Source organism: Microbispora sp. H11081, assembly GCF_012999535.1.
In the GTDB taxonomy this organism is placed as follows: domain Bacteria; phylum Actinomycetota; class Actinomycetes; order Streptosporangiales; family Streptosporangiaceae; genus Microbispora.
On record NZ_JABBWV010000014.1, the window covers coordinates 75,698 to 91,271 of the forward strand.

At 70.4% G+C, this 15,574-nt stretch carries 17 protein-coding genes, 1 tRNA gene and 1 pseudogene; 14 read left to right on the forward strand and 5 right to left on the reverse strand.

Translation table 11 applies throughout. From position 1 onward, the window contains the following. Nucleotides 1-6: 6 nt before the first annotated feature. The 4 genes from HHX31_RS27385 to HHX31_RS27400 are packed head-to-tail and all read left to right on the forward strand — an operon-like array spanning nt 7 to nt 2,534. Nucleotides 7-1,023, forward strand: coding sequence for a D-alanyl-D-alanine carboxypeptidase family protein (locus HHX31_RS27385; protein WP_211590399.1), 1,017 nt, complete (start codon nt 7-9; stop codon nt 1,021-1,023). 42 nt (nt 1,024-1,065) lie between these two features. Continuing rightward, the gene (locus tag HHX31_RS27390; protein ID WP_169951572.1) at nt 1,066-1,407 is read left to right on the forward strand and encodes a metalloregulator ArsR/SmtB family transcription factor; all 342 of its coding nucleotides are present in this window, start codon (nt 1,066-1,068) and stop codon (nt 1,405-1,407) included. Nucleotides 1,408-1,410: 3 nt separating this feature from the next. After that, a complete protein-coding gene (locus HHX31_RS27395) occupies nt 1,411-1,917 on the forward strand; it encodes an SRPBCC family protein (RefSeq protein WP_169951574.1) in 507 nt (168 codons plus the stop codon). Then, nucleotides 1,917-2,534, forward strand: a complete 618-nt coding sequence (locus HHX31_RS27400) for a dihydrofolate reductase family protein (RefSeq protein WP_169951576.1) — start codon at nt 1,917-1,919, stop codon at nt 2,532-2,534. The genes HHX31_RS27395 and HHX31_RS27400 overlap by 1 nt, the downstream gene beginning before the upstream one ends. A 102-nt stretch (nt 2,535-2,636) precedes the next feature. Here HHX31_RS27400 and HHX31_RS27405 read toward each other — a convergent pair whose 3' ends face one another. Next, on the reverse strand, nt 2,637-3,245 hold the full coding sequence (locus HHX31_RS27405; protein ID WP_169951578.1) for a hypothetical protein: 609 nt from the start codon (nt 3,243-3,245) through the stop codon (nt 2,637-2,639). 103 nt (nt 3,246-3,348) lie between these two features. On the opposite strand from HHX31_RS27405, the gene HHX31_RS27410 reads away from it, so the two are divergent. Then, a complete protein-coding gene (locus HHX31_RS27410) occupies nt 3,349-4,068 on the forward strand; it encodes a response regulator transcription factor (protein ID WP_169951580.1) in 720 nt (239 codons plus the stop codon). Further along, the gene (locus tag HHX31_RS27415; RefSeq protein ID WP_169951582.1) at nt 4,058-5,884 is read left to right on the forward strand and encodes a HAMP domain-containing sensor histidine kinase; all 1,827 of its coding nucleotides are present in this window, start codon (nt 4,058-4,060) and stop codon (nt 5,882-5,884) included. Before HHX31_RS27410 ends, HHX31_RS27415 begins: the two co-directional genes overlap by 11 nt. Before the next feature lie 29 nt (nt 5,885-5,913). On the opposite strand, the gene HHX31_RS27420 is transcribed toward HHX31_RS27415, so the two are convergent. The 4 genes and pseudogenes from HHX31_RS27420 to HHX31_RS27435 form a co-directional block, all read right to left on the reverse strand. Then, entirely contained in the window at nt 5,914-6,276 is a 363-nt protein-coding gene (locus tag HHX31_RS27420; protein ID WP_169951584.1) for a CocE/NonD family hydrolase C-terminal non-catalytic domain-containing protein, read from the reverse strand. 16 nt (nt 6,277-6,292) lie between these two features. Then, nucleotides 6,293-6,955: pseudogene (locus tag HHX31_RS36045) on the reverse strand (CocE/NonD family hydrolase); the annotation flags it as partial. Nucleotides 6,956-7,155: 200 nt separating this feature from the next. Next, the gene (locus HHX31_RS27430) at nt 7,156-7,482 is read right to left on the reverse strand and encodes a hypothetical protein (protein ID WP_169951586.1); all 327 of its coding nucleotides are present in this window, start codon (nt 7,480-7,482) and stop codon (nt 7,156-7,158) included. 122 nt (nt 7,483-7,604) lie between these two features. After that, nucleotides 7,605-7,689, reverse strand: a tRNA-Tyr gene (locus tag HHX31_RS27435). Nucleotides 7,690-7,842: 153 nt separating this feature from the next. Between HHX31_RS27435 and HHX31_RS27440 the strand changes: the two genes are divergently transcribed. From HHX31_RS27440 to HHX31_RS27475, 8 genes are all read left to right on the forward strand, one after another. Then, a complete protein-coding gene (locus HHX31_RS27440) occupies nt 7,843-8,325 on the forward strand; it encodes a GNAT family N-acetyltransferase (RefSeq protein ID WP_169951588.1) in 483 nt (160 codons plus the stop codon). Nucleotides 8,326-8,379: 54 nt separating this feature from the next. Further along, nucleotides 8,380-8,871, forward strand: coding sequence for a YajQ family cyclic di-GMP-binding protein (locus HHX31_RS27445; RefSeq protein ID WP_169951589.1), 492 nt, complete (start codon nt 8,380-8,382; stop codon nt 8,869-8,871). 159 nt (nt 8,872-9,030) lie between these two features. After that, on the forward strand, nt 9,031-11,601 hold the full coding sequence (locus HHX31_RS27450; RefSeq protein WP_211590400.1) for an MFS transporter: 2,571 nt from the start codon (nt 9,031-9,033) through the stop codon (nt 11,599-11,601). Beyond that, a complete protein-coding gene (locus tag HHX31_RS27455) occupies nt 11,598-12,419 on the forward strand; it encodes a YceI family protein (protein WP_169951591.1) in 822 nt (273 codons plus the stop codon). Before HHX31_RS27450 ends, HHX31_RS27455 begins: the two co-directional genes overlap by 4 nt. 72 nt (nt 12,420-12,491) lie before the next feature. Beyond that, complete coding sequence (locus HHX31_RS27460) at nt 12,492-12,974, forward strand: MarR family winged helix-turn-helix transcriptional regulator (RefSeq protein ID WP_169951593.1); 483 nt, start codon at nt 12,492-12,494, stop codon at nt 12,972-12,974. 109 nt (nt 12,975-13,083) lie between these two features. Then, nucleotides 13,084-13,980 (forward strand): ABC transporter substrate-binding protein, encoded by an 897-nt coding sequence (locus HHX31_RS27465; protein WP_311932272.1) that lies wholly within the window; start codon nt 13,084-13,086, stop codon nt 13,978-13,980. Beyond that, nucleotides 13,977-14,816, forward strand: a complete 840-nt coding sequence (locus HHX31_RS27470; protein WP_169951597.1) for an amino acid ABC transporter permease — start codon at nt 13,977-13,979, stop codon at nt 14,814-14,816. The genes HHX31_RS27465 and HHX31_RS27470 overlap by 4 nt, the downstream gene beginning before the upstream one ends. Then, entirely contained in the window at nt 14,813-15,553 is a 741-nt protein-coding gene (locus HHX31_RS27475; RefSeq protein WP_169951599.1) for an amino acid ABC transporter ATP-binding protein, read from the forward strand. The genes HHX31_RS27470 and HHX31_RS27475 overlap by 4 nt, the downstream gene beginning before the upstream one ends. The last annotated feature ends 21 nt before the right edge of the window (nt 15,554-15,574 follow it).

Below are 15,574 nucleotides of genomic sequence, written 5' to 3' on the forward strand. Positions count from 1 at the left end.
GCTGACGTGCGCATACGGCGCACCGACCACCTGGAGGCGCCTCCCATGTCCACAGCCAGCCCGTCCCCCGTTTCCGCCGGAGAGCACCCGGTCCGCCGCCTCGGCGCCCTCCGCCTCGCGGCCTCGTTGTGGGCCCTCGTCCTCGTCGCCACCGGCGTCTCCGGCTGCTTCGGATTCCCCTCGGGCGACGTGAGCGAGGGCCTCGCGGCGGGAATGGCGCTGCCCTGGCCCGAGGAGGGCCAGGCGAGCGTCATGGTCGAAGGTCTCGGCGATCTCGGCAGCAAGGGAACACAGGAGCCGGTGCCGATCGCGAGCGTCACCAAGGTGATGACCGCGTACGTGATCCTCAGCGAGCATCCGCTGAAGGGGGCCGCGGCCGGACCGGTCATCGAGGTCGACAGGGAGGCCGCGGACGAGTCGTTGTCCCGCGAGGAGTCGAGCGCGCCGGTCAGGGAAGGCCAGCGGTTCACCGAACGGCAGATGCTCGAACTGATGCTGATCCCCTCGGGCAACAACATCGCCCGCCTGCTCGCCCGCTGGGACGCGGGAACGCAGGAGGCGTTCGTGGCGAAGATGAACCGGGCCGCCGCCGCCCTCGGCATGACCCGCACCACCTACACCGGCGCCAGCGGCATCGAGCCGACGACCGTGAGCACCGCCGTGGACCAGTTGAGGCTGGCCAGGAAGGTGATGAAGAACCCGGTGTTCCGCTCGATCGTGGCCAAGCCCAGGGCCACGATCCCCGGGGTTCCCGGCACGATCGTCAACACCAATGCGCTACTGGGCACGTCGGGCGTGATCGGCCTCAAGACCGGTTCAAGCACGCCGGCCGGCGGCGCCCTGATGTGGGCGGCCAAGGCCTCGGCCGGCGGCCGTACGTGGCTGGTCCTCGGCGTCGTCCTGCACCAGAGCGCGGGCTCGCCCCCCGCGGCGGGGCTGCGGGACGCCCTCGACCGCAGCCGGACGCTGATCGACGCGGTCCGCGAGTCGCTCGATTCCGTGGTCGCGGCCGAGGGCGTGTGAATCCGGGTTGACGCATACCCATATGGGAATATGATTGCCCGCATGGCACGAGCAGCGACGACGTCGGACGTCTTCAACGCGATCGCCGAGCCGCAGCGCCGGGAGATCCTGGCGCTGCTGCGGGCGGGTGAGCGGCCGGTGACGGAGTTGGCCCAGGAGCTGGGGATGACCCAGCCGGGGGCGTCCAAGCACCTGCGGGTGCTCAGGGAGGTCGGGCTGGTGCGGGACCGCAAGGTCGGCAAACAGCGCCTGTACGGCCTCGACGCCCGGGGGCTGCGACCGGTCCACGAGTGGACCGGCGGGTTCGAGCGGTTCTGGAACGAGAGCTTCGACCGGCTGGACGCGTACGTGCAGGACCTCAAGCAGGCAAGGCAGGAGGAATGACCGGTGGCAGAGACAGGACGCGCCGCGCCGGCGCAGGCGGTGACGGCCGACCGAGAGATCGTGATCTCCCGGGTCATCAGCGCCCCACGGGAGTTGGTGTTCGAGGCGTTCACCGAAGTCCGGCACCTGTCGCGCTGGTGGGGACCGGAGGGGTTCAGCACCACCACGCGGGCGTTCGAGTTCCGCGTCGGCGGAGAGTGGGACTTCGTGATGCACGGACCGGACGGGACGGACTACCAGGAGTGGATCTCCTGGACCGAGATCGCCCCGCCGGAGCGGATCGCGCTGCTGCACGGTGAGCGCCGCGACGACCCGAACGCCTTCGAGTCGGTCCTCACGTTCGCGCCCGACGGAGCGGCGACCCGGATCGAGATGCGCACGGTGTTCCCCACCAAGGAGTCCCGCGACGAAGCGGTCGAGAAATACCACGCGATCGAGGGCGCCCGGCAGACCCTCGGCAACCTGGCGGCCTACGTCGCCGAGATCGGTTCGAGGGGAGCGAAGGGCTGATGGCCGGGAAGGTGTTCTTCAGCGTCTCGATGTCGCTGGACGGTTTCATCGCACCCGAGTCCCTCGACGATCTGATGGGGCGGCAGTGGATGGAACTGCAGCAGTGGGTTTTCCCGACACGGTTCTTCCGGGAGAACCTGAAGCTCGGCTCGGGCGGCGAGGAAGGGCGCGACAACGACATCGTGCGGGAGACGTTCGAACGCACGGGCGCGAGCGTGATGGGCAAGCGCATGTTCGACGCCGGCGAGCAGGCGTGGCCTGAGGAGGCGCCGTTCCACACGCCGGTCTTCGTGGTGACGCACCAGGAGCGTGACCCCTGGGAGCGGCCGGGTGGGACCGTCTTCCACTTCGTCGGCGACATCAAGACCGCGCTCGACCAGGCCCGCGAGGCCGCGGGCGACAGGGACGTCCGCATCGCGGGCGGCGGCGCGACGATCCTGCAGTACGTGAACGCCGGCCTGATCGACGAGTTCTCCGTCGCGGTCTCACCCGTGCTGTTCGGCTCCGGGGTCCGCCTGTTCGAGGGCGTGGACGCGGCCCGCGTGGCTCTGGAGCCGGTCCGCTCTGAGGCGACGCGGCGGGTGACCCACCTGACCTACGCGGTCCGGAAGCGGTGACCGCCGCGCGGATCTCCCGGGGACCGGCTCCGGGCCGGCTCAGGGAGATCCGCGCGCCGGGTGGTTATCCGCGGGCCGGGTGGTTATCCGCGGGCCGGGTGGTTACTGCGGGCCGGGCTGGAGCGCGCGGCCGCCGCCGAACGCCTTCACGCGGCAGTCATTCTGGATCTTGGAGATGTCGACGCCGTCCCCGGGGACGCTCGCGTACCGCCAGCCGACCTTCGCGGGGCCGTCCACCTTGACGAGGTGGACGTCGAAGCCGTGGTCCTGCAGACACTTGGCCTCGATCCGGACGCTCCTGGCGTAGTCCGGGTTCCTGGCCGGGTCGAGCTCCGGCGGCAGCAGCGGCCGCAGGTGCTCGCAGGAGGCCCGCGCGGACTTCTCCGCCGCCTTGGGCCAGGTGCCCTTGCTCGGCATGCCGTGCTCGCTCAGGCAGCCGGCGTACGCCTCGCGGAACTTCCGCACCTCGGTCTCGGAACTGTCCAGGCGCAACTGCGGACGGGACTCCGTGGCACGGGCGGGCCTGGACTCGGCCTGCGCCGCGACCGGCCGGGGAGCTGACGCGTGGCCAGCGGGGGCGGCTGCGGGGGTGCTGGGGTTGCTCGCCGCCTCGGCGGCGCCGCAGGCGGTGAGGAGGCCGCAGGCGAGGGCGGCGATGGAGAGGGCGGCGGTGCGCCGCGCGGACACGCGCTGATGGGTTCGTTCGCTCATACGGAAGAAGATGGACGAGCGATGTCAGGAACTTGTCAGGAACCCTTGGTGGGCAGATGAGCAGGGGTGAGGTGGTCCCCAGACCGACCTACTATCGCCATCTGTGGGTGCATATGTCCTGATAGCAGAGGACGACGTGAAGCAGGCCGAGCTCCTCCGCCGCTACCTGGAGCGGGAGGGCCACGAGGTCGCCGCCGTCCACGACGGCCGCGCGGCCCTTGAGTCGGTGCGCAGGCGAGCCCCCGACCTGCTGGTGCTCGACGTGATGATGCCCAGGGTCGACGGGCTGGACGTCTGCCGCGTCCTGCGCGCGGAGTCGGACCTCCCGGTGCTGATGCTCACCGCCCGCTCCACCGAGGACGACCTGCTGCTCGGTCTCGACCTCGGCGCGGACGACTACATGACCAAGCCGTACAGCCCGCGCGAACTGATGGCGCGCGTCCGCACGCTGCTCAGGCGCGCCCGCACCGCCGCCGCGCCCGCCCTGCCGCTCGCGCCGGTGCTGAGGGCGGGCGCCCTGGTCGTGGACCCCGGCCGCCACGAGGTCAGCGTGGACGGCGTGCCGGTCGAGTGCACCCCCGGCGAGTTCGCGGTGCTGGAACTGCTCGCCACCCAGCCGGGACGGGTGTTCACCCGCGAGCAGATCCTCTCCCGGCTGCACGGCTTCGACCGCTACATCACCTCCCGCACCGTGGACGTCCACGTGATGAACCTCCGCCGGAAGATCGAGCCAGCGCCGCGCCGTCCCGTACGGCTCGTCACCGTCTACGGAGTGGGCTACAAACTCGCCGACGACCGGCGGGACCCGCGCGATGCGGGCTGACGTGCCGCTCCACCGCAGCCTGCTGCTGCGGGTGCTCGCGGTGTCCGTCCTGGTGTCGGTCTGCTCGATCGCGGCGACGGCCTGGCTGACCGTCCGGAGCACCACCGTGGCGATCAGGCAGGAACAGGGGCAGGCACTCGCCGACGACGCCCGCACGTACGACACCCTGCTCGGCTACGCGGCCACCCACCCGGGCTGGGACGGCGCGGCGGAGGTCGTGCGGCGGCTGGCGCGCGACACCGGTCGCCGCGTAACGATCACCACGGACCGGCGCGTGCCGCTTCTGGACTCCGACGCCGGGCCGCCCGCGAAGCTGCCCGCCCGGCCGACCGCGTCGATCGACCCGCTGCACGTCGACACGGTCCTGTCGGCCGCGTCCAGTTCGCCCCTGACTGCCGCGCCCGACCCCATCGACCCGCGCGCCGTGGGGCCCTTCCTGCTGCCGCGCAAGGAACGTGACGCGCTGCGCGTCGCCGCCGAGCAGCGCGCCGCCTGCCTGCGCGGCTCCTTCGGCTCCGTCGCCACGATCGCCGACAGCCCGAGCGGACGGCCCGTGCTCGACACCCGGGACGCGCGCCCGTACTCCGATACCCGATGCCCGAGCACCGTCCTCGACCGGCCGACGACCACCGAGGCCAAAGCCCTCGCGGCGCTGCAGAAGCTCGTCGACAGTTGCCTGGAGCGGCGGCACGAGTCGCACGTGCGGCTCAACCTCGACTTCAGCTGGACACGGGTGCCCGCGGCCGCTCCCGCCGCGGCTGCGGCGGACGACGCCGCCCGCGGCAACGTCGTCCCCGAATGCGTCACCGGCAGCCGCCGCGAGCAGCTCGCACCGTACGTCGCCCCGCCCGCGCTGCTCTTCATCAGCAGCCGCGGCGGCGACACCTCGACCGTCTTCGACCTGTCGCCGGAGAACCAGGCCCGCATCGCCGGAGTGGCCGCCCTCGTGCTGCTGATCACCGTGACGGCCAGCGTCATGGCCGGAACCCGGTTGAGCCGCCCCCTGCGGGCGCTCACCGACGCCGTACGGAACATGCAGGAAGGGCGTGCCGCCCGCGTCGAGGTCAGGGGGAAGGACGAGATCGGCAGGCTCGCCGCGGCCTTCAACGCCATGGCCGAGCGGCGCGAGCGGCTGGAGGAGCTGCGCAAGGCGATGGTCGGCGACGTCGCCCACGAGCTGCGGACGCCGCTGAGCAACATCCGCGGCTGGCTGGAGGCCGCCCAGGACGGGCTCGCCGACCCCGATCCGGAACTCGTGTCGTCGCTGCTGGAGGAGGCATTGCTGCTCCAGCGCGTCATCGACGACCTGCAGGACCTGGCGGTGGCCGACGCGGGCGAGCTGAGAGTGCACGCCGAGCCGGTCGACGTGGCCGACCTGCTGGCCCAGGTCGCGACCGCGCACCGAGGCGGCGCGGCGGCGGCCGGCGTCACGCTGATGACGCGGGCCGACGGACGCCTCCACCTGGTCGCCGACCCCGTACGGCTGCGCCAGGCGGTGGGCAACCTCGTCTCGAACGCCGTACGGCACACCCCGCCGGGCGGCACCGTACGCCTGCTCGCCCGCCGCGAGGACGGCGACGTGGTGGTCGACGTGGCCGACACGGGCAGCGGGATCGCGCCCGGCGACCTCCCGCTGGTCTTCGAGAGGTTCTGGCGGGTGGAGAAGTCACGCAACAGGCGCAGCGGAGGCAGCGGGCTCGGCCTGCCCATCGCCCGCAAGCTCGCCGAGGCCCACGGCGGGTCGCTCAGCGCCACCAGCGTCGTCGGCGAGGGTTCGACCTTCACGCTCCGGCTGCCCGCACACGCCCAGACCTGAGCCCGCTCGCCCGGCCCTGATCGTCAAGGTCATCGGGCCAGGGGAAAGGCGATGCGCAGACCGTCTTCGCCGCCGACGGCGACCGCTTGACGAGCGACGCGGATCCGGGTGGCCGTCGCGGTCGGCTCTCCGTTGCCGAGGTTGCGGTTGTAGTAGGGGTGGGCGCCGCTGGCCACCACGAGACGGAGGCGGTGGCCGGCCGCGAAGCGGTGACCGATGGGGCCCAGGTCGACCTCGACGGGTACGCCTTCGCCGAGGCCGGGATCCGTGATGCGGACGATGCCGTCGGCGACGTTCTGCACCTGCCCGTTCTCGTAGACGTCCAGGACCCGCAGGAACAGGTCGGCGCTGGGCGCGGCCGGCCAGGTCCAGCGGCTCCCGCAGCGGAGCACTGGTGAAGACGCGCACATCTTCCCGTTGTTCGAGGGTGCCGCTGTCCCAGAGGCCGCTGACGTCGCCGGTGCCGATGGTGAGGAACCCGACGGAGGGGGTGGGGTCGGCTGGGTCGTACGTCCATTCCACCCGCTTGGCCAGGTCACCGGGGGCCGCCAGCAACTGCTCGTCGGAGCTCGCGTAGAAGACGGTGGTCTCCGGTTCGTGCCACCTATCGAGTTCGTGCCAGTCGGCGTCGGCGCCGATGCGGTAGTAACGCAGGGCGCCGAAACGGTCCCCACCTTCGCCACGCACGTAGGTGTCGAACCAGGCGAGCTTCTCGGCCATGGAGATGCGCGGGTCGAGGACGGCGTGCGGCCACGGCCCGATGACGAAGCGGTACGGCATGTCGCCGGTGTTCCGGTTCAGGCGCTCGAAGTCCTGCCAGCAGTAGCTGCGGTGGTAGTCGTACCAGCCGTCGAGGTGCAGGAACGGCGCCGGAGGGTCGTCCAGCAGTTCGGCGAAGTTCAAGGCCTGCCAGTGCGGGTCCTCGCCGTCGTGGGCCAGGCGCTCTTGGTAGAAGTCGAGGGTGGTTCCGGTGGCGGCGACGTCCGCCTGGTCGAGCGGCAGATGGTCGTACGGGTTCTCGCCGACCTCGGCGCCGTTCGCCTGCTGTACGGCGGTCCAGCTGAGGGCCAGCTCGAGAGCGAAGCCGCCGCCGGGATACCAGGAGCTGACCGGTCATCGGACGCCATGGGTCACAGACGGGATTGAACCGTAGGAGCTGGTCTGCTGGGCTTGCCCGGGTCGATGGCAGGAGGGATGCGCGGGCTCTACATCAGCCACCTACGGCCCGCGCTCTCCCGCTTGGCCACATCCCGGAGCCGGAGGCTTTTGAATCAAGCTGTGTTGGCGAGATCAACGTTGGCCAGGGCTCGTAGTAGCCCGGACAGATGCATCAGGTCGTGCCAGAGGATCACGTCGTCATTCTTGGAGCGATCAGGTGCGCCGTGCAGGTCGGCCAGGTCGTCGCTGACCTGTCCGCATCCGACGTGCTGGGCTGGATCATTGTCCATGTCGAAAGCGGCCTGCAGTGGGATGTCCCAGTAGTAGTCGACGTTCCATCGTGAGAGGTCGATGCGGGCGCCATGTCGCCGCTCCACGGCGTCCAGGAGAAGGGTGGTTAGTCGGCGGAGTTCTGCAATCTTCAGGACCATGTCGCTCATGCGGTCATCGTTGCAGGCGAGCAGGGGGCGCTCTCCACGTCCGCGACCGGAGCCGCCGACGGCCGACTGCATAGGCCGGAAAGCAGAAGAGGCCCCGGAGGGCCTCTGAGCTGCTGTTCTGCTGGTGGCAGGTCCAGGGTTCGAACCTGGGTAGGCTGAGCCGACGGTTTTACAGACCGCTCCCTTTGGCCACTCGGGCAACCTGCCTTGTCTTCCGCTCGACGCGGCGACAGGTAGAAGAATAGCGGACTTCCCGGGTGCACGTGACATGGGTTCCGGCGCGGTCTCCACGCATGATCGCCGGGGTGCGGACGGCCCGGAAACCCAGGAGCGGAAGCGGCAGGCCGAGGCCATAGTGGAATGGTGATCAGACAGGCTGAGCCGGCGGATCTCGCGGCCCTGGCGGCGATCGAGAGGGCGGCGGACCGCATGTTCGTGCCGCTCGGCATCGTCTTCCCGCCAGGCCCCACGGTCGTGGAAGGGTGCGACGACCCCGGGCGTGTCATCGTGGCGGGCCGGCCGCCGGTGGGGTTCGCCCTGGTCGGGGTGATCGACGGCCTGACCCACCTCGAACAGATCGCCGTACGCCCCGAGCACGGCAACCGGGGAATCGGCATACGGCTCCTCGACGCCGTCCTGGCGGCGGCCGCGCGGGCCGGGAGCGCCGCGGTGACGCTGACGACGTTCCGGGATGTGCCGTGGAACGCCCCCTGGTACGCCCGTCGCGGCTTCCGCGTCGTACGACCCGACGAGTGGGGACCGGAGCTCACCGAGCTCGTCGAGCACGAACGGGTTCTCGGGGTCGATGTGGGGCCCCGCGTCGTCATGAGGATGGACCTCTGATCACATCGCCGCCCACTAATCTCGAAGGCTAACGGAGAGAGGACACGGACACCGATGGCCGACAGCAGTTTCGACGTGGTGAGCAAGATCGACCACCAGGAGGTCGACAACGCCCTGAACCAGACGGTCAAGGAGGTCGGGCATCGCTTCGACTTCAAGGGCACCGGCGCGAGCATCTCCTGGTCGGGGCAGAAGGACATCGAGATCAGGGCGAACAGCGAGGAGCGCGCCAACGCGGTGCTCGACGTCTTCAAGGAGAAGATCGTCAGGCGCAACCTGTCCCTGAAGATCCTGGACGCGGGCGAGCCGAAGCTGTCCGGCAAGGAGTACCGCCTGATGGTGTCCCTCAAGGAGGGCATCGACCAGGAGAACGCCAAGAAGATCTCCAAGCTGATCCGGGACGAGGGCCCGAAGGGCGTGAAGGCGCAGATCCAGGGCGACGAGCTCCGGGTCAGCTCCAAGAAGAAGGACGACCTGCAGGAGGTGATCTCCCTGCTCAAGGGCAAGGACCTCGACCTCGCCCTCCAGTTCGTCAACTATCGGTGATACGCGTCACAGCCTGACGCGCGGATCAAGGCCCTGAACTGCGAGTTCAGGGCCTTCGTCATCTCCGGACCACCCGCGTGCCTCCGGCGGTTTGGTTGCCCCGAGCAACGATCACCTACGATTGCTTAGGGAAACTAAGTACTAGCGGAGGGGGCTGCGGTGGCGAACACGATGACCAGGGAGACGCCGCCGGGAACGGCGGCCCCGGGAATGACGCACCGGGAGATCCTGGAGGCGCTCTCGGGGCTGCTGCTCGGCATGTTCGTCGCGATCCTGTCGTCGACCGTCGTGGCGAACGCGCTTCCCACCATCATGGTGGACCTGAAGGCGGACGAGACGACCTACACCTGGGTGATCACCGCGACGCTGCTCGCTGCGACGGTCTCGACGCCGATCTGGGGCAAGCTGGCCGACCTGACGAGCAAGAAGGCGCTCATCCAGATCGGCCTGAGCGTGTACGTCATCGGCTCCATCATCGCCGGCCAGTCGCAGAACCCCACGATGCTGATCACTGCGCGGGTGGTGCAGGGCCTGGGCGTCGGCGGCCTCACCGCGCTCACCCAAGTCATCATGGCGGCGATGATCTCGCCACGGGAGCGGGGGCGCTACTCGGGCTACCTGGGGGCGGTGTTCGCGGTCGGCACGATCGGCGGTCCGCTGATCGGCGGCCTCATCGTGGACACCGACTGGCTCGGCTGGCGCTGGTGCTTCTACGTCGGCGTGCCCTTCGCGATCATTTCGCTGATCGTGCTGCAGAAGACCCTGCACCTGCCCGTGGTCAAGCGCGAGGTGCGCATCGACTGGGGTGGCGCGGTCCTCATCGCCGCCTCGGTCTCGCTGCTGCTGATCTGGGTGTCCTTCGCGGGCAACAAGTACGACTGGCTGTCGTGGCAGACCGGCGCGATGGTCGGCGGGGCCGTCGTCCTCGCGGCGCTGTTCCTCCTGGTCGAGTCGAAGGCCCGTGAGCCCATCGTCCCGCTGCGCCTGTTCCGGATGCGTACGGTCAGCCTCGCCGTGGTCGCCAGCGTGCTGGTCGGCGTGGCCATGTTCGGCGCGACGACCTTCCTCAGCCAGTACTTCCAGCTCGCCCGTGGTGAGACGCCCACCGTGGCCGGCCTCATGACGCTGCCGATGATCCTCGGCCTCGCGCTCTCCTCGACCATCTCCGGGCAGATCATCACCCGCACCGGCCGCTGGAAGTCCTTCCTGGTCTCCGGCACGTTCTTCCTCACCGCCGGCTTCGCGCTCATGGGCATGCTGCGGTACGACACCGACTACTGGATCGTGGCCGTCTTCATGTTCCTCGTCGGCGTGGGCATCGGCATGACCCAGCAGAACCTCGTCCTCGCCGTGCAGAACGAGGTGCGGGCGGAGGACCTCGGCGCGGGCAGCGCACTGGTCGCGTTCTTCCGTTCCCTCGGTGGCGCGATCGGCGTGTCTGTGCTGGGCGCCGTGCTGGTCCACCGCGTCAAGAACTACCTGGAGGAGGGCCTGTCGGCACTGGGCGTCAGCGGGACCGGCGCGGAAAGCGGCTCGATCCCCGACCTGTCCGCGCTGCCCGCCCCGGTCCGCACCGTCGTGAAGAGCGCGTACGGCCACGGCGTCGGCGATCTGTTCCTCTACGCCGCGCCGGCCGCCTTCCTGGCGCTGATCGCCGTCCTGTTCGTCAAGGAGGTCGCACTGCGGACCAGCGCGGTCAGCGTCCGCTCCGACGCACAGGAACCCGATGCGGCTCCAACCATCGGCATCTCCCCCCAGCGCAACGGCGCCACGCCCGGACGCCACGCACAGCACGCCGCTCAGCACACCGCTCAGCGGGACGCACAGCGCGACGGGCAGCCGCCGAGCACGGGCGGCGCCGAGATCGCCTCGCCGAACGGCCACGGCCTCACCCAGCCGCTGAACGCGCGGGTTCTCACCGCCGCGCAGGCCCAGCCGTACGCCGCCGTCGCCCTGGAGACGCACGGCCCCGGCGGCGTGGAGGTCCGCGGGTTCGTCAGGGGGCAGGACGGCGTGCCCGTGGGCCGCGCCACGCTCACGCTGATCGACGCGCGCGGCCACCAGCTCGGCCGTACGGTGACCCGGGACGACGGGGGCTACGCGCTCCGGTCGCCGCGCGACGGGACGTACGTGCTGATCGCGTCGGCGGGCGACCGGGAGCCGCAGGTCGCGACGCTGGTCGTGGGCGACCGGCCGGTGGACTTCGACATGGTGCTCGCGGCCTCCGGCCGGTTCGTCGGCACCGTACGCGGGACGGACGGGACGCCGGTCGCCGAGGCGGTGGTCGTCGTGACGGACGTGCGCGGCGAGGTCGTGGCCACGAGCGCGACCGACGCCGAGGGCGGCTTCTCCTTCGCCGGCATCGTGGCCGGCACTTACACGCTGACGGTCAGCGGCGCGGCGTACCGTCCTGCCGCCGTCCCCGTCGAGGTGCTGGGCAGCGGCCATACCCGGCACGACGTCGTGCTGCTGCCCGGCGCGCGGGTGCGGGGCACGGTCCGCGTCGGGGACGGCGTGCCGCTGTCCGACGCCAGGGTCACGCTGCTCGACGCCGCGGGCAACGTGGTGGGCGTGGCGACCACCGCGGAGGACGGCGAGTACGCCTTCACCGACCTCGCCGGCGGGCAGTACACCATCGTCGCCAGCGGCTACCCGCCCGTGGCGAGCACGCTCGACCTGAACGGCCGGGGCGACGAGCCGTACGACGTGTGGCTGGGGCACGAGCGATGAGCGTCCCGGAGACGGTCCCCAGGGGACTGCGCGCCACGGTCCTCGGCAAGGACGGCTGGGCCGTCGGGCACGCGGTCGTCACGGTGACGGACACGACCGGCCGTCAGGTCGCGCGGGCGGAGGCGGACGACGACGGGCAGGTCGCCACCGCCCCGCTGCGGCCGGGCGTGTACACGGTGGTCGCGACGGCGATCGGGTACGCGCCGGCCGCGTCCACCGCGATCGCGACCGCCTCGGGCGCCGCCGAGGCAGGCACGCTGGTGCTGGCCCGGCAGGGCGGCACGGAACTCCCGCCGCCCGGCGTGTGGACGATCGACCCCGAGCACTCGAAGGTCTCGGCCACGGCCCGGCATCTCGGTCTCAGCAGCGTGCAGGGGCGGTTCACCGAGTTCTCCGGCCGGATCGACATGGGCGCCACCCCGGAGGAGTCGTCGGTCACCGCCGAGATCGTCGCGGCGTCCGTCGACACGGGCAGCCGGATGCGCGATGATCATCTGCGGTCCGCGGACTTCCTCGACGTCCCGGTGCACCCCGTCATCACGTACCGGAGCACCGGGCTGTCACCCGCGGGTCCCGACCGGTGGACGGTGCACGGCGTGCTGACGCTGAGCGGCGTCAGCCGCCCGGTCGATCTCGATCTCACATATCTGGGCGCGGGCCCGGACCTGTGGGGCGGGCTGCGGGCGGCCTTCCACGCGGTCACCGAGTTGCGCCGGGAGGACTTCGCGATGACCTACAACCAGGTCGTCCAGGCCGGGATCTCGCTGATCGGCGCGACACTGAAAGTAGAGCTGGACATCCAAGCGGTGCGCGGCTGAAGGCTGAACGCCCCGCCCACCACAGCCCCGCCCACCACAGCCCTGCCCACCACAGTCAGAAGGAGCCAGGCCATGACGCAGGCGGAGATCGCCCCCCGGCCGCAGACGGCCGGCGAGCGCGAGGCGTACTGCGACGTCGAGCGGCAGCTCGCCATCCTGCTCCGGCGCGCCCAGGCGTTCTCCGCCGAGATGGGCCGCAAGGTGCATCCCGAGCTGGACTCCGGCGCGTACGGCCTGCTGGTCCGCATCGAGCAGAGCTCGCCGATGCGGTCCAGCGACCTGGCGGCCTATCTCCGGGTCGGCCGCGCGACGATCAGCCGCCAGCTCAAGGTGCTCGACGAACTGGGGCTGATCCGCCGGAGCCCTGACCCGGAGGACGGCCGGGCGCACCTGCTTGCCCTCACTCCCGAGGGCCGCAGGCGGCTCCACGACGCGCGGGCGGCCCGCGAGGGCCAGTTGCGCACGCTGCTCGCCGCCTGGCCGGAAGAGGACGTGCGGCTGCTGGCCGTGATGCTGGAGCGTTTCAATGTGCTCACCGAAGGCATCCGTCCCTGACACCATGTTTCACCGACGTTACGGGCTCCGACCCATGGAGTGCTCAATCCGTCATAAGGGACGCTTAAACTGCGCTTCGGACATTCCGCACCACATCAAGGAGGCCCGTGTGGCTCCCCGGTCCACCTATCGGAAAGCGGCGAGCATCGGCGCGACGGTACTTGCGGCGACCCTCGCCGTATCCGCCTGCGGGAGCGACTCCGCCGGCTCCGGCACGCAGACGGCATCGGCCGCCCCGGGCGGCGTCGCCCTCGTGAACGCCGGCAAGATCACGACCTGTACGAACATCCCGTACGAGCCGTTCCAGTTCAACCAGGGTGACAAGGTCGTCGGGTTCGACGTGGACATCGTCGACCTGGTCGCGAAGAAGCTGGGCGTGACCCAGGACATCGTGGACATCGACTTCGCCGCGATCAAGAGCGGCGCCGCCCTGAACGCCCGCAAGTGCGACGTGGCCGCCGCGGGCATGACGATCACCCCGGAGCGGCAGCAGAACCTGCTCTTCTCCGAGCCGTACTTCGACGCCACCCAGGCGCTGATGGCCAAGAAGGGCAGCGGGATCACCTCGCTGGACGACGTCAAGGCCAAGAACCTCAAGCTCGGCGCGCAGGCGTCGACGACCGGCCTCGACTACGTCAAGAGCAAGGGCTTCGAGCCGATCGAGTTCGCCGACTCCCCCAAGGAGCTGCTCGGCCTCCAGACCGGCCAGGCCGACGTGATCGTCCAGGACCTCCCGGTCGTGCTGACCTGGCTGAAGAAGCCCGACGTCAGCGCCAAGTTCGAGCACGTCGCGAGCCTCGACACCGGTGAGCAGTACGGCATCGGCATGAAGAAGGACAACGAGGCGCTCAAGAAGGTCGTCGACGAGGCTCTCGCCGCCGCGAAGTCCGACGGCACCTACAACGAGATCTACAAGAAGTGGTTCGGCACCGAGCCCGGCGCCGCCTCGGGTGGCGCGTCCGACGGCGCTTCGACCGGAACCGAGTCGCCAGCCGCCGGGTCATGAGTGCTGTGACCGAACAGCGGGACGCCTCCCCGCCTGAGCCCCCCAAGGGGCTCAGCCCGCGGCAGAAGCAGCGCGTCAGCCGGGGCGTCCAGTACGCCGTGCTGCTGGTCGTGGTCGTCGTCCTGGCCGCCCTGGCCGACTGGAAGGCGATCGGCCAGTCGTTCTTCAACCTCGACGTCGCCCGTCAGGGCCTGCCCGAACTGTTCACGGTGGCGCTCCGCAACACCGTGATCTACACCGTGTCGGGCTTCGTCCTCGGCTTCGTCGTGGGCCTGGTGCTGGCGCTGATGCGGCTGTCCACGGTCGCGCCGTACCGGTGGGTCTCGGCGATCTACATCGAGATCTTCCGCGGCCTGCCGATGCTGCTCATCTTCCTGCTGATCGGCAGCCTGCCGCTGGCGTTCCCCGGCTTCGAGCTGCCCGGCGGGGTCTACGGCAGCGCCGCGCTCGGGCTCGGCGTCGTCTCGGCGGCGTACATGGCGGAGAACTTCCGGGCGGGCATCCAGGCGGTGCCCAAGGGGCAGATGGAGGCGGCGCGCTCGCTCGGCATGCCGCACATGCGGGCGATGGTGTCGATCGTCATCCCGCAGGCGATCAGGATCGTGCTGCCGCCGCTCACCAACCAGCTCGTCTCCCTGCTGAAGGATTCGTCGCTGGTGCTGATGCTCGGCGTCACGGCCGCGCAGGTCGAGCTGGCGAAGTTCGGCAACGACCAGGCCTCCACCCACGCCAACCCCACGCCGATCCTCGCGACCGGCCTGACCTACCTGCTGATCACGATCCCCCTCGGGTACGTCGCTAGGCGGCTCGAAGCACGTCAGGGAGCGGGCCGATGAGCACCGTCAAGATCAGTGACCTGCACAAGTCGTTCGGGAAGCTCGAAGTGCTCAAGGGCGTCGACTTCACGGTCGAGAGCGGCCAGGTCGTGTGCGTGATCGGGCCGTCCGGCTCGGGCAAGTCGACGCTGCTGCGCTGCGTGAACCTGCTTGAGCAGCCCACCTCGGGCACGGTCGTCGTCGACGGCGTCGACCTGACCGACCCCGATGTGGACATCGACGCCGCCCGGCGGCGCATCGGCATGGTGTTCCAGCAGTTCAACCTGTTCCCCCACCTGACCGTGCGGCGCAACGTCACGATCGCCCAGGAGCGGGTGCTCAAGCGGCGCAAGGACGAGTGCGACCGCGTCGCCAGGGAGAACCTGGAGAAGGTCGGCCTCCTCGAGAAGATCGACGCCTACCCGCCCCAGCTGTCCGGCGGCCAGCAGCAGCGGGTGGCGATCGCCCGCGCGCTCGCCATGAACCCCTCGCTGATGCTGTTCGACGAGCCGACCTCGGCGCTCGACCCCGAACTGGTGGGCGACGTGCTGTCGGTCATGCGGCAACTCGCGGAGGACGGCATGACGATGCTGGTCGTCACCCACGAGATGGGATTCGCCCGCGAGGTCGCCGACCGCGTGGTGTTCATGGACGGCGGCGTGATCGTCGAGGACGGGCCGCCCGAGCAGGTCATCGCCGACCCGCAGCACGAGCGGACCCGCGGGTTCCTGAGCCGCGTGCTGCATCCCGGCGCCTGACGGACGGACCGTCACCGCACC

Bases quoted from the DNA above. Each gene is read 5' to 3' on its own strand.
- HHX31_RS27470 (WP_169951597.1), top strand. From the start codon at position 13,977: ATGAGTGCTGTGACCGAACAGCGGGACGCCTCCCCGCCTGAGCCCCCC.
- HHX31_RS27475 (WP_169951599.1), top strand. From the start codon at position 14,813: ATGAGCACCGTCAAGATCAGTGACCTGCACAAGTCGTTCGGGAAGCTC.
- HHX31_RS27455 (WP_169951591.1), top strand. From the start codon at position 11,598: ATGAGCGTCCCGGAGACGGTCCCCAGGGGACTGCGCGCCACGGTCCTC.
- HHX31_RS27460 (WP_169951593.1), top strand. From the start codon at position 12,492: ATGACGCAGGCGGAGATCGCCCCCCGGCCGCAGACGGCCGGCGAGCGC.
- HHX31_RS27430 (WP_169951586.1), bottom strand. From the start codon at position 7,482: ATGAGCGACATGGTCCTGAAGATTGCAGAACTCCGCCGACTAACCACC.
- HHX31_RS27415 (WP_169951582.1), top strand. From the start codon at position 4,058: ATGCGGGCTGACGTGCCGCTCCACCGCAGCCTGCTGCTGCGGGTGCTC.
- HHX31_RS27445 (WP_169951589.1), top strand. From the start codon at position 8,380: ATGGCCGACAGCAGTTTCGACGTGGTGAGCAAGATCGACCACCAGGAG.
- HHX31_RS27405 (WP_169951578.1), bottom strand. From the start codon at position 3,245: ATGAGCGAACGAACCCATCAGCGCGTGTCCGCGCGGCGCACCGCCGCC.
- HHX31_RS27440 (WP_169951588.1), top strand. From the start codon at position 7,843: ATGGTGATCAGACAGGCTGAGCCGGCGGATCTCGCGGCCCTGGCGGCG.
- HHX31_RS27400 (WP_169951576.1), top strand. From the start codon at position 1,917: ATGGCCGGGAAGGTGTTCTTCAGCGTCTCGATGTCGCTGGACGGTTTC.
- HHX31_RS27390 (WP_169951572.1), top strand. From the start codon at position 1,066: ATGGCACGAGCAGCGACGACGTCGGACGTCTTCAACGCGATCGCCGAG.